This window comes from Pedobacter sp. AC212 (assembly GCF_979258625.1).
Map to the genome: position 1 here is coordinate 323,020 of NZ_OZ409870.1, position 13,273 is coordinate 336,292.

Here is a 13,273-nt window from a genome sequence, read left to right on the forward strand (position 1 = left end):
ATTAAGCGTTTTTAACTAAGATAGTTTCAAGCACATTTGCTACATCCTCACACTTATCTGTCGCTTTTTCTATCGTTTGTAAAACCTCTTTTTGTTTAATTAATTCAATTGCATTGGTTTCGTATTCAAATAAACGGGCAACCGCCAATGTAAATACATAATCTGCCTGGTTTTCGCCGCTATTAATACGGATACAAGCATCAGCAATTACACGGATGTTTTTGAAACTGCGTAACTCTTTAATGGCTTTATCAATATCAGTACACATTTCTACTAAAAGTTCTGCAATTTTAACAATTGGCTCGCTAATCGTATTCATGTTATACATTTGCATGCGGTTGGCTGTACCGTAAATATAATCGGCAACGTCATCAACAGCTGTGGCCAATTGGTGAATATCTTCCCTATCAAACGGTGTAATGAAGTTCCTGCTCAATTCAAGAAAAATCGAATGCGTAATATCGTCTCCTACATGCTCTAAGCGTTCAATTTCCTTAAAAATTGTTTTTCTGCTTTCAGCATCAGCAGTGCTAACCATCTCTAATAATGCTTCAGCAATTTTTAATGCGTTGCTACCAGCTTGCTCAAAAAGAGGATGAAATTTTCTGTCTTGAGGCGTAAAGAACTTAAAAATATTGTTCATGTTAATTTCTAATATGTTGCAAAGCTACAAGCCCAATGTTAAGTTAATGTTAATTCACTAATTATATTAAGGAATTGTTTCTTATTGAAGCCCTATTCTAAACAATTAGAAGTGATGATGTTAGCCGAAACGTTGCTCGTTATCATTTAGTAAAGCAATGGGTGTGAATCTTCGGTAACACCTGCCCCGCTTTGTGCTACAATCTTTTTAATGTTCAAAACCAATGGGAACATCAAAATAACTGCAATTAAAAAGTATTTACGCGTCAATCCCTTAGGTTTGAATATTCTTAGAAATATTTGAGATTTGAATAAAACCTTAACGGCAGTGCTGCACTTTGGCTCGATCTAGGTTAAAGACCTAAAACCCGTATCAGAGCACTGCCGTTTGTTGAACAAGAACCATATAGAATTTTAGTCTTCGCTGGACCGTTAAGGGATTTAGTTTTATTCAACATTAAGGTTTGTTTTTTCCACTTAACAACCCAAAGTTATGAATTACAGATTATTTGCGGGCATCGATGTTTCAAAAATGAAAACAGATGTAGTGTTTTTTCTTACTGAAAATCCTGATGAGCAGTTTCATGGCACCTTTAGCAACAATGAGGAAGGCTGTAAGGAAATGGTGGCCTGGATGCAGGAGCTTACCGGCCTTTCGATTGCTGAGATGCTTTTTTGCGCAGAGGATACCGGACTCTACACACTTCCTATCTGCACCTATTTTGACGGACAGGGCGGAAATCTCTGGGTTGAGAACGCCCTGAGGCTTAAGCGCTCCCTTGGTCTAAAACGTGGCAAATCTGATAAGGCAGATGCTGCCGAAATAGCCAACTATGGTTTTTTACATAGGCGCAAAGCTGTTCTTTTTAAACTTCCGAGCAAAACCATAAGCAAGCTAAAGCATTTATTGAGCTGTAGAAAGCAGCTTGTGAAGCAACAGACGGCATTAAAAAACGCAAGTGGAGAGCTGGAAGCTTTCGATGGAGATTCAGCGGATTTTACATTGGAGATCAGGAAGTCACTGATCAAAGAATATGACAAGAAAATTGACATGATTGAAGCGGAACTTATAAGATGTGTAAAAGCGGACAAACTACTTGAAAAGCAATATCGTCTGGTCAACTCCGTATACTGTATAGGGCCTCAGACAGCGATGTTTATCGTGGTCCTTACGCAAGGATTCAGTCTGTTCGAGGATCCCAGGAAGTTTGCCTGTTATTGTGGTATTGCCCCTTTCGGAAATACCTCTGGAACAACACTAAAGGGGAAACCAAAGGTTAGCCACCTGGCAAATAAAAGAATAAAAACACTACTTACCATGTGTGCGCTCAACACAATCAAAAAGGATAATGAGTTCAAAAGGTATTATGACAGAAAGATACAAGAAGGAAAGCATCATTCAGCTGTTCTAAACGTATTGAGAAACAAACTGGTCAGCAGAGCTTTTGCAGCAGTATTGAAAGACAGACCCTATAAGAAAGATCTTTATAATGCTGCCTAAATATTTTAAAATTTATTTGCAAAAACCATAGAATACGGGTTTATTACCTAGGGTCGGTGCAATCGCAAAACGCAGCAAAACAAACCTTTCTACGAATCAACTGTTCTATAGCGATAAACCAAAAAAATGACAGCTCAAAACAGAAACAAACTTTGGATTTGGATAGGTAGTATTGCTGGTGGATTAATCCTCATTTTAGCCTTTGGGGCAATGTTTATTAGTGCCCGCTGGAAGCCAATTTTAACCGAAAAAATTAAAGAAGGGGTTTATAATGGATCTAGCCATCTTTATAAAATAGATTTCAAAAGTATTAATTTAAACGTGTTTACGGGGAGTTTAGCACTCCGCGATGTAACCCTTAAGGCAGACTCTTCGGTTTTCGATTCCTTAAAGCAACAAAGATTAGCCCCAGCCCATACTTTCGAAATAAAGCTTAAAAAACTTCAAATCACAAGGGTAAGCATTTTGACTGCATATTTCAAAAAACGATTGAACATTAACGAAATCCTGCTCGATCGGCCATCCATCAATGTAACTTTTAATAAGGTTCCGAAAAAAATAGACACCAGTAAGGTTCAAAAGTCACTTTACGATCAAATTTCAAAACTCTTTAAATCTGCAGCTATAAAATCTATTAAAATCATAGATGCCGATTTCGATTATATCAACAAGAGCACCTCTATCAAAACGAAAAACAGCGTTAAACACCTCGACGTTACGGTAAAAGATTTTCTTTTAGATTCATTATCCGGAAACGATACTTCCAGATTTTATTATACAAAAGATATTTCGTTTCAGGTTGCCGGCTATAAATCCAATACAAAGGATAGGATGTACACCATGAAAATTGATACGATTAATGGCTCCTATTCATCAAAAAAACTCAGTATTAAAGGATTTACTTTGAAGCCGCTTTATCCTGAACTGGAGTTTTCAAGAAAATACAAGGTCCAAAAGGATCGGTATGATTTAAGTTTTAGCAACATAGAATTTAACGGAATAGACTTTATAAAACTGAATACCGATCAAAAAATCGAAGCAAATTCCATTAAAGTCGGACCCGCCAATGTTGCTGTATTTATGAGCAGAGAATCGCCACCTCCACCAGGCCTGGATAAAGGAAAAAACTATCCGCACCTGGCGTTGAAGCGGCTAAACATTCCAATTATTATCGACACTGTAAAGCTAAGAGATGTAAATGTTAAGTATTCAGAGTATAACCCTGCAAGTAAAAAAACCGGCTCAGTTGAATTTAAATCGTTGAAAGGAAATATATACAACATTACCAATGATAGTTTACGTTTGATTAAAAAAAATCATGCAATTGCCGATTTGAATACCATGTTAATGGGCACAGGAAAATTGAATGTAAAAATTGATTTCAATCTCACCGCTGATAATGGTGCATTCAGCTATAGCGGTAGCCTGGGGAAATTCGATTTGAAAAATCTCAATTCATTATCAAAAAACTTAGGTTTAATTGAGGTGGAAAGCGGAAATATCCAAAATATAACATTTAAAGCAAATGGAAACCTACGAGCCGCCTCTGGCTCGATGACCATGTTGTATAATAATTTAAAAGTTAAGTTACTTTCTGATAATATTGACGGCGAAGGCACAAAAGAAAAAGGATTGTTGTCGTTTCTCGCCAACACAATTTTAGTTAAAGATGCGAACCCAAGTAAGGGCGACCCTGCACGAACCGCTAACATGAGTACAACGAGAATCAATTCGGGATCGTTTTTCAATTTGATGTGGAAAACCCTATTTGTGGGTATAAAAGATATTGTTGGTGTAGGTATTGTGCCTGAAAAAAATCCTGTTCAACAGCAAAAAGTAATCGCAAAGAAAATAAGAGAACAGAAAAGAGCAGATAGAAAAGAAGCACGGAAAGCCAGAAGGGAGAAAAATTAGGCAACATTTTTTACAATACGATTATAAATGTATATTGCTATGAAAACAAGTCCCTTCGTTCAATGCCTGATACAAAATCAAACAGATATAAGCTTTTAAAATGGATTGCCGCAATACTTCTGATTATCCTTATCCTACTTGCAGGATTAGCCTGGTTTTTAAATGTCAAATCGCAACCGATGCTTTCCAGCCGCATCAAAACCCTTTTATATAAATCGACGGATAGCCTTTATACCATTAGTTTTTCTAAAGTTACCACCAATATTTTAACTGGTAGTGCTACCCTTTACAATGTAAAAATTACGCCCGATACCAACCGTTTCAACCAACTGATCACTTTAAAAAGAGCGCCAAACAATCTTTACACCGTTACGCTCAAAAAACTTCAGGTTAAACATTTTCATCCTATTACGCTTTACAGGCATCAGAAACTCCAACTCGAAGAGGTGATTTTCGACAAACCCGAGGTTAGTATGATGAACCGTCAATTTGAATTTAATGAGAACCGGCCGCCCAGACCTATAAAATCTCCTTATGCGATGATTTCGCAAAACTTAAAGGAGTTCCGTATCGATAACATTCTTTTCAGAGATGCAAGCTTTAAATACGTTAATAAGAATATACCAAATTCAGTACCTTTTATTATTGATGATTTGAATATCACGCTTAAGGATTTGTTGGTCGATTCAACCTCCACGGAAGATCCCGATCGCTTTTACCTGCTAAAGGATGTAATCATCAACCTAAAAGATTATACTTATCCCACTCCTGATCGGATGTATGATATCAAACTGAACCAACTTGATTTCAAAGCATCTACTGGAAGTTTAAGGATAAATAAATTTGAGGTTAAACCGCTTCATGATGAAATGAAATTTGCGAAAGTTGCAGGTTATTCTAAAGATCGGTTTCATGTAGAAATGAGCAATATTTCAATCAAAGGAATCGACTTACCGGTATACATTAGTAAACAAGAATTCAGAGCCAAGGAAATGAATATAGCAAATGGTTTTGTTTCCGTTTTTAACGATAATAGCATGGGCAGCAACCGAAACCCGGCAGATAGTGTTCAAAAACGAGTAGGAAGGTTTCCTCATCAACTGTTGCAATCAATGGGCGTCCCTGTACTTGTTCAAAAAATCAACTTAAAAGATGTTGATGTAAGTTATGCCATTTATAATGCAGAGAGCCAACAGCGGGGTAAAATTTCTTTCGAGAAAACAGCGGGAACTTTCAAAAATGTAACTAATCTCGATAGAATAAAAGCGATAAACCCGAACATGGAAGTGAAGCTCAAAACTTATCTGCTCGGCCAGGGAGAACTCGATTTGGATTTCAACTTCGATCTGATTGCCAAAAATGGGGCTTTTACATATAAAGGGGAACTACAGACCTTTAATGCCAGAGTTTTAAACCAGATTACAAAACCTTTAGGACTTGTGCGCATCAACAGAGGAATTGTAGATAAGCTTAACTTTAATTTTAAAGCGAATAATGATGGCGCAAAGGGCAATGTTAATTTCTACTACTATGATTTGTCAGTAGCGCTAATGAAAAATGATCCTTCTAAAGATCATTTGGTTACCCGTGGGTTACTTTCTATTTTAGCCAATGCGTTGGTTATCAACTCAGAAAACCCGGATAGGAATGGAAAATTTACCGCGGCAAAAGTAGATTATGAGAGGGTAGAAAACACTTCATTTTTTAACATGATTTGGAAAAGCCTTTTTTTAGGCATTAAAAACAGCGTTGGAATTACCGAAGAAAAGCAACAGGAAATTAAGAAACACATCAAGAATTTTAACGAGATGCGAGAAAATCATCGCATTAGAAAACAAAAAAGGTTACAACGAAGGCAACAAAGGGAAAAGGAAGCCGCTAAAAAGGAAAAGCGCTAAATAGAAAAATGTCGAACGTTTTTATATCTTTAAATATCTAAACCCAAAAAACTAAATCATGATTATCGCAATTATTCTCGTTATCTTAATCATTATAGGCATTTTCTTTTACAACTCACTAATCGGTAAAAAGAATCAGGTTACTAATGCTTTTTCTGCAATCGATGTAATGCTCAAAAAACGGTTCGACCTGATTCCCAACTTAGTAGAGGTAGTAAAGCAATACACCAATTACGAGTCAGAAACCCTTTCGAAAATTGTAGAACTTAGAACTCGGGCTGCTGCCGGTAATATAAGCGATGCTGAAAAGGCACAAATTGACAGTCAGCTGAGCACAAGCGTTAAGGGATTGATGGTTAATGTAGAAAATTATCCTGATCTGAAGGCCAATACCAACTTCATAAATCTTCAAAGTACCTGGACGGAAAGTGAAGAACAAATTGCGGCTGCCAGAAGATCTTATAATTCTGCTGTTACCGATTACAACAATTCTATAATGATGTTTCCAGGAAGTTTATTTGCCGGGATGCTAAACTTTCATCCCGTTCCTGTGCTTGAAACTGCCGTGGAAGAACGAAAAAATATCAGCGCAAAAGATCTATTCAACAATTAATGCAATTTTCTAGTTTAGCAGGAAATGTAGCCCTTCAAAACATTTTGGCTACCATGGAAGTGGAGCGCAAGAAAATTGCTTCCACCCAAAAAAAAGGCTATTACTTTATTGGAGGCGGCATTTTATTAGGCATAATCGGTTCGGTTTTAGGCTTTCCTATGCCTTCAATAATAGCGGGTTTGGCTCCCATTATTTACGGTGGAATTGTGCTTTTTAAAATTAATGATGAATTACAGGCTTATAAACATGCCTATAAACGTGATGTAATTGGTGAAGCACTTCGGTTTCTAGATTCGAGCCTGACTATTGCTCCACAAAATGGAATTGTAGCACATGAGTTTATCCATTCTCAGCTTTTTACAACTGAACCCGATCGATACAAAACTGAAGATTTAGTAAGTGGAAGAGCGGAAAAAACTGCCTTTTATTTTGCAGAAGTTCATGCTGAATATAAAACCGTTACCCAAACCAAAAACGGAACAAAAACAGAATGGCATGATATCTTTAAAGGAATCATCTTTGTAGCCGATTTTAATAAAAATTTTAATGGCTCAACCATCGTTCGGCCTAAAGATTTTGGTAGTGCAATCGGTGCCTGGTTTTCTACAAATTTATTTTCTTTTAGTGATCAGGATGTGATCAAACTCGAAAACGTAGACTTTGATAAGGCATTTATTACGTATGGCACAGATCAGGTTGAATCTCGTTATTTGTTAACACCAGCGATGATGGAACGCATTTTAAAACTAAATAGTAACTCCAAATACTCCATTTCGCTGTCGTTTATTCAATCTAGAATGTACATCGGTTTTCCTTTGGATCGAAACTATTTTGAGGCGCCCATCTTTAAATCTCTGCTTAATCCGGATTTATTAAATGATGATATCTCTACGATCAAATTCATGTATGATATTGTAAAAGAGCTGGATTTGAATACGAGAATTTGGGGGAAAAATTAGCTCAAATGTTTTTTTACAATCCCTTCTAAAGCTTCGATATCAAAAGGTTTGGAGAGATAGCTATCTGCACCAGCTTCATCAGCCAAGGCTGAAATATCGTTGTTTGCCGAAAAATAAATTACAGGAATGTGTTTCAAATCAGGATTATTCTTGATGGCCTTTGTTGCCTGTATGCCCCCTAAATCGGGCAGCCAATTATCCATAAAAATAATATCTGGCATGTAAGAGGCCACTTGGCTTTCAATATCATTTGCCGTTTCGGAAGTTTTAATTTCATAGCCCGCATCTTCCAAAATGAAGGTACAGAGATCTAAAATATCTCTGTTATCATCAAACACGAACACTTTTTTTGCATCAGCCATAAGTTATCTCCTAAAGGCAGTTAATTTTAATTATTTAGTTTGTTTATAAACGCAGCCATCTCAAAACTATTCAAAACAAGAGCTGTTTTTATCTCGTTTAAAGCTTGCTGTGGCATATACGGCATTATAGCGGTATCCGGATTTTGGATAATCACTCTTCCACCCCATTTTTCTACTATCTTTAATCCTTCTACCCCATCTGCATTCGATCCTGACAGTAAAATGCACACCAATTCATCTTTGAAAACTTCAGCTGCCGATTGAAAAGTAACGTCAATCGATGGTCGTGAATAGTTCACTTTTTCTGAATAATCTAAAGAAATCGTAATGTCTTCTTCAATTAGCAGATGATAATCGCCAGGCGTAATGTATACGTTTCCTCTCAGAATTGGCTGTTTTTCTTCCGCCTCATTTACAATCAAATGTGTTCTGCTTTTCAATAAATCCGTTAGCAGTGAATCGTTCCCCGATTTTCGGTGTGTGACCAAAATAATAGGAAAACTCAAATTACTTTTTAAATCAGGAAAAATTTCCAATAATACATCCAAACTGCCTGCAGAACCACCAATAACCAAAGCACCACACTTTCTCTCTGCTATAATTTGCGCCATATTTTTTCCAATTTAACGCGTTTATACTCTTTTGCCTTGGGCCAAAAATCTAAACTTTCTTTACTGCCCAAAGCCAAATATCCCAGCTTTTCTAAACTGTTATCAAAAAGTTGAAACACTTTATGCTGCAATTCTTTATCAAAATAAATGAGTACGTTTCTACATAAAATAAGCTGAAACTCATTAAACGAATGATCAGAAACCAGATTATGTGTACTAAAAATCATTTTACTGCTTAAAGATTCATCAAACTTTGCCAAAGAATAATTAGCGGTATAGTACGAAGAAAAATCCTTGGTGCCATCAGAGGCCACATAATTCTCTGAATAACCCTTCAAATAATTCAAAGGAAACATTCCTTTTTTGGCCTTTTCCAAAACTGAGGGATTGATATCGGTAGCATAGATCAGCGATTTTTGCAACAAATTTAATTCTTTCAGCAGAATTGCCAGCGAATAGGCTTCTTCGCCTGTAGAACAGCCCGCTACCCAGATTCTAATAAACGGATACGTGCCTAAAACAGGTAACACATCATGTCTCAGCGATCTGTAAAAGCCGGGATCACGGAACATTTCAGTAACATTTACCGTAATTTCCTCTAAAAATCGTTTGAAATATTGCTTATCACTTTTAACGGCATACCTAAACTCGGCGAAGCTTACAAAATTATCAAGGGTATACAACCTGGTTATTCTCCGCTTGATTGATGCATGGGAATACTCCAAAAAATCGTAGCCATGAACTTCCAATACATCGCTTAACAATGCATCAATTTGTTCATTATCTATCGCCTCGGTGATCACTTATTGTGTTACTTTTTCTATTTGAGTTAATAATTCGTCTACGTTTATAGGTTTAGATACATAGCCAGCTGCACCGGCAGCGAGGCACCGTTCTTTGTCGCCTACCATTGCCTGTGCAGTAACCGCTAACACGGGTATGTTTTGCATTTTCTCTGATTTTTTGATCACAGATATGGCCTGATAACCATCCATTTCTGGCATCATCATGTCCATTAATACCACAGCTACGTTTTCATTTTCTTCCATAATGGAAAAACCTTCCTGGGCACTTGTGGCAGACAAACAATCGAAACCTTTGGCCTTTAAAACAGCTTTTAAAGCGAAAATGTTTCTATTATCATCATCAATAATGAGAATTAATTTCTGAGGCATATTTATTAAAAAGGTTTAAGCTTTGTGATGATTTTCGTATAACCAAACTCGTAAAAGAGATACCAACTGATCCATATCTACAGGTTTGCTTATATAATCTGAAGCGCCTGCAGCTATACATTTTTCTCTATCGCCCATCATGGCTTTTGCTGTAACCGCTAAAATTGGCAGATTACGGTATTTTATATCTTGCCGAATGGCCGTTGTAGTTTCGTAACCGTCTAACTCGGGCATCATCATATCCATTAAAACAACATCTACTTTGGGGTTTTCCTGAAGCAACTTTAAGGCTTCCTTACCATCTATCGCCGCTAAAACTTTCATTTGATGTTGTTCCAATACTTTTGTTAAAGAGAAAATGTTCCTTACATCATCATCGGCAACCAACACCGTTTTGTCTTTCAGTACATCCTGAAGTTCGGTAAATGCTTTTGGTGTTTTAGTTTTTTCGCGGCTTTTTTCTTCCACCAAATGCAAAAATAATCCCGCTTCATCTAAAATTCTTTGGTAAGAATGTGCCGTTTTCACCACGATCGAATCGGCATATTGCTTGATCCTGTTTTCTTCACCTTTAGACAAGTTTTTGCCCGTAAAAATGATAATAGGTAAATTTTCTAATCCAGGTGTTTTCTTGACCACTTCCAGTGTATCATAGGCATGTTTATCAGGGATACCCATATCTAAAATTACGCAATTTACATCTGATTTGTGCAAGGCAGAAACACCTTCGCTCACCTGGTTAACAATTTCCGTTTGAATACTAAAATTGCTTAAAAAGTAGCTCAATGCTTTGGCATGTTGTTCATTCTCCTCAACGATTAACACTTTCTTTGGATGTCTGCTTAACGCATGTTCCAATTTAGAAAATATCTCCTGCATATGCTCGAAAGCGAAAGGCTTGTTAATAAAATCGACAGCGCCTTTTAATAAGCTTTCCTTTTTAACCTGCAGCGATGACATAATATGCACTGGAATAGGTCTCGTCGTTGGGTCGGATTTTAACTCTTCCATCACTTGCCAACCATCTTTAACTGGCAATTGAATATCCAATAAAATAGCTTGTGGCTTATACGCTTTTGCCATTTCAATTCCAACATCGCCGCGTACGGCCACCAATCCTTTATAGTTTCGCTTGCGGGTAAAATCAAGCAAGGTTTTAGCAAATGGCGTATCATCTTCTACAATTAAAATCACCTTATCGTCAGGCGTAATATTATCCCGATCATCCTCAATTTCCTGAGGAATATTACTTACCGTTAAGTGCTGAATTTTCGGTGCTTCCGGCAAAACAGTAACAGGTTTTTTCCACGGATCTTTTAAATCTTCAAAACCCTTGTTCTTATCAATAGGTAAAACCAAAATGAACTCACTTCCTTCATTTTCTTTACTTTTCAATTCAATGTAACCACCCAAAAGCTTAGCCAGTTCGCGACTAATCGATAAACCCAAACCCGTGCCGCCAAACTTACGTCGGGTAGAACCATCGGCTTGCTGAAAGGCTTCGAACACCATGCCCTGCTTTTCAGGCGCTATGCCCACACCGGTATCTTTAACTTTGAAAATAAGTGCGTTTAAATGTTCGTCTTTTTCGATATTAAATTTAACCGAACCTATTGAGGTAAACTTTATGGCGTTTGACAATAAATTCTTTAAAATCTGCTCCAAACGCATTTTATCGGTATTGAAAAATTCGGGTAGATTGCTAGCCTTTTCAATAACAAGTTCTAAAGCTTTATCTTTCGCTAGTGGATTAAAGAGTGATTGCATGTTCTGTGCAATCTCCTCAATCTTCACATTTGAACGGTCGAGCTCCATTTTTCCGGCCTCGATTTTTGAAAGATCTAAAATTTCATCTATCAAACTCAATAAACCTTGCCCTGAGCTTTGGATTACAGAAGCATATTCCTGATGTTCTTTGTCCATCGCATCATTTTCTGCCATTAATCTTGACAATAATAAAATGGAATTTAATGGCGTCCGCAGCTCATGAGACATATTTGCCAAAAACTCCGATTTATATCTTGTGCTCAGTTCTAAAGCCTCGGCCTTTTGCTGGATTTCTGCATTCCTCTCTTCAATCAGTTCATTCTTCTCTTCCAGCAAACTGCTTCGTTCTTCTAATTCCTGGTTGCTTTGAAGCAATTCTTCTTGCTGTACCCTAAGTTCTTCTTCTGATGCCTGAAGCTTCTGTGCCTGTGCTTCCAATTCAGCATTCATACCTTCCAACTCTCCATGCTGAACTTGTAACTCTTCAGATTGAGCCTGAGTTTCTTCTAATAATTGCTGTAGTTTTTGCCTGTTTTGAGCACCCAACAATGCTGTACCAATATCAGAAAGTACTGAATTTAGAAATTGCAGTTGTAAATTGCTAAATGCTGTAATGGTACCCAGCTCTAACCCACCTATTGAAATTCCGTTTCTAACAATAGGCAAAACCAACAATTGGGCGGGTTTAATATTTCCTGTGGCGTGTGTAATGGTTAATTCACTTTGTGGTACATCTTCCAACAAAATGCTTTTGCCCGATTTTACAGCTTGTCCGATCAACCCTTGTCCAAGCTCTAAAACTTCAACGAGGTTTTGTCCTTCTAACGCATATTTTCCCTTTAAATGAAGATAACCATCATCTTTAAATAAATAAATTGCACCGATTTGGCTTTTGGTATAAGAAGCCAATAGCTCAATAATATCATCAGCCAAATGGAAAACATCCTTTTCACCAACCATTTTGACATTTAGGTTAGCAACGCCAGTTTGCAGCCATTCGTTTTCTGCCAATGTATCGAACGATTTTTTCAGCGATGAAGACATCGTATTGAGCGATTCGGAGAGTTCTCCGATATCATCCTGACTTTGGCTATCAAGCTTAACGCCATAATTGCCATTTGATATTTGAGAAGCAATTTCTTTGATAGCTGCAATACGTTTCTCCATCTCGTATTTTTTGCTTTCGATTTCCTCTTGCAACTTCACCCGCTCATCAAAATCAACTGATACTTTTCTATAGAAAAATAAGGTGATTAAAATGGCCAAAGCGGCGGCTATCAAAATCAAAATAGGAGTGTAAGAAGTGAGTTTATTGAGCTCTACAGTGCGTTCCTCTAGTAATCTGCGTTCTTCTTTAACCATGGCGTTCACAGTTTCCCGTGCCTCATCCATGTAAACTTTTCCTTGAAACAAAACTGTAGGATCTACCGCTCCACCAAGTCCTTTAATTTCAATGGTAGATTTAATAATCCCCATTCTTTTGGTTAAAATATTGCGAAGTCCGGCAACATTTTTCTGCTGTACAGGGTTATCTTCGGTTGCGCTTTCTACCTTTTTAAGTATCGCCGCTGCAGAATCGCTGGCACCATAATAAGGTGTTAAAAAAACCTTGTTCCCGGTAAGTAAATATCCTCTTTGCCCGGTTTCAGCATCTTTTAAGTAAGAAATAATATTTTCAGCATCCAATATCACCTGATCACTATGCTTCACCAACTCGGTGCTTTTTATCAGGTTGCTAATGCTTACATATGAAGCCAAAGAACTGATAAAAAGAATAATAAGCGACAAGCCAAGACCTAAACGTAAATTATTTTTAAGGGTAGTTTTCATT

Annotated in this window: 11 protein-coding genes; 5 read left to right on the forward strand and 6 right to left on the reverse strand. The window is 37.2% G+C overall.

What is annotated here, in order from left to right; translation table 11 throughout:
• Nucleotide 1: 1 nt before the first annotated feature.
• The gene (locus tag ACZZZC_RS01375; protein WP_010599217.1) at nt 2-643 is read right to left on the reverse strand and encodes a DUF47 domain-containing protein; all 642 of its coding nucleotides are present in this window, start codon (nt 641-643) and stop codon (nt 2-4) included.
• A 492-nt stretch (nt 644-1,135) separates the two neighbouring features.
• Here ACZZZC_RS01375 and ACZZZC_RS01380 point away from each other — a divergent pair, with 492 nt between their 5' ends.
• The 5 genes from ACZZZC_RS01380 (at nt 1,136) to ACZZZC_RS01400 (ending at nt 7,527) form a co-directional block, all read left to right on the forward strand.
• Nucleotides 1,136-2,143, forward strand: coding sequence for an IS110 family RNA-guided transposase (locus ACZZZC_RS01380; RefSeq protein ID WP_463483753.1), 1,008 nt, complete (start codon nt 1,136-1,138; stop codon nt 2,141-2,143).
• A 126-nt stretch (nt 2,144-2,269) separates the two neighbouring features.
• Complete coding sequence (locus ACZZZC_RS01385) at nt 2,270-4,057, forward strand: AsmA family protein (protein WP_463484493.1); 1,788 nt, start codon at nt 2,270-2,272, stop codon at nt 4,055-4,057.
• A 62-nt stretch (nt 4,058-4,119) separates the two neighbouring features.
• Nucleotides 4,120-5,955, forward strand: a complete 1,836-nt coding sequence (locus ACZZZC_RS01390) for a hypothetical protein (RefSeq protein ID WP_463486430.1) — start codon at nt 4,120-4,122, stop codon at nt 5,953-5,955.
• 58 nt (nt 5,956-6,013) lie between these two features.
• Complete coding sequence (locus ACZZZC_RS01395; RefSeq protein WP_463484495.1) at nt 6,014-6,568, forward strand: LemA family protein; 555 nt, start codon at nt 6,014-6,016, stop codon at nt 6,566-6,568.
• Nucleotides 6,568-7,527 (forward strand): DUF3137 domain-containing protein, encoded by a 960-nt coding sequence (locus tag ACZZZC_RS01400; RefSeq protein ID WP_463484496.1) that lies wholly within the window; start codon nt 6,568-6,570, stop codon nt 7,525-7,527. The genes ACZZZC_RS01395 and ACZZZC_RS01400 overlap by 1 nt, the downstream gene beginning before the upstream one ends.
• Here ACZZZC_RS01400 and ACZZZC_RS01405 read toward each other — a convergent pair.
• From ACZZZC_RS01405 to ACZZZC_RS01425, 5 genes are read right to left on the reverse strand one after another with little or no spacing between them, the layout of a single operon-like run.
• Nucleotides 7,524-7,889 carry a response regulator gene (locus tag ACZZZC_RS01405; protein WP_056850676.1) on the reverse strand — a complete coding sequence of 122 codons (366 nt, stop codon included), beginning with the start codon at nt 7,887-7,889 and terminating at the stop codon, nt 7,524-7,526. The genes ACZZZC_RS01400 and ACZZZC_RS01405 overlap by 4 nt on opposite strands.
• 26 nt (nt 7,890-7,915) lie before the next feature.
• Nucleotides 7,916-8,500 (reverse strand): chemotaxis protein CheB, encoded by a 585-nt coding sequence (locus ACZZZC_RS01410; protein ID WP_463484497.1) that lies wholly within the window; start codon nt 8,498-8,500, stop codon nt 7,916-7,918.
• Nucleotides 8,485-9,303, reverse strand: coding sequence for a CheR family methyltransferase (locus tag ACZZZC_RS01415; RefSeq protein ID WP_463484498.1), 819 nt, complete (start codon nt 9,301-9,303; stop codon nt 8,485-8,487). Before ACZZZC_RS01415 ends, ACZZZC_RS01410 begins: the two co-directional genes overlap by 16 nt.
• Nucleotides 9,304-9,675, reverse strand: coding sequence for a response regulator (locus ACZZZC_RS01420; protein ID WP_463484499.1), 372 nt, complete (start codon nt 9,673-9,675; stop codon nt 9,304-9,306).
• A gap of 15 nt (nt 9,676-9,690) precedes the next feature.
• Complete coding sequence (locus ACZZZC_RS01425) at nt 9,691-13,272, reverse strand: response regulator (RefSeq protein ID WP_463484500.1); 3,582 nt, start codon at nt 13,270-13,272, stop codon at nt 9,691-9,693.
• Nucleotide 13,273: the final 1 nt, after the last annotated feature.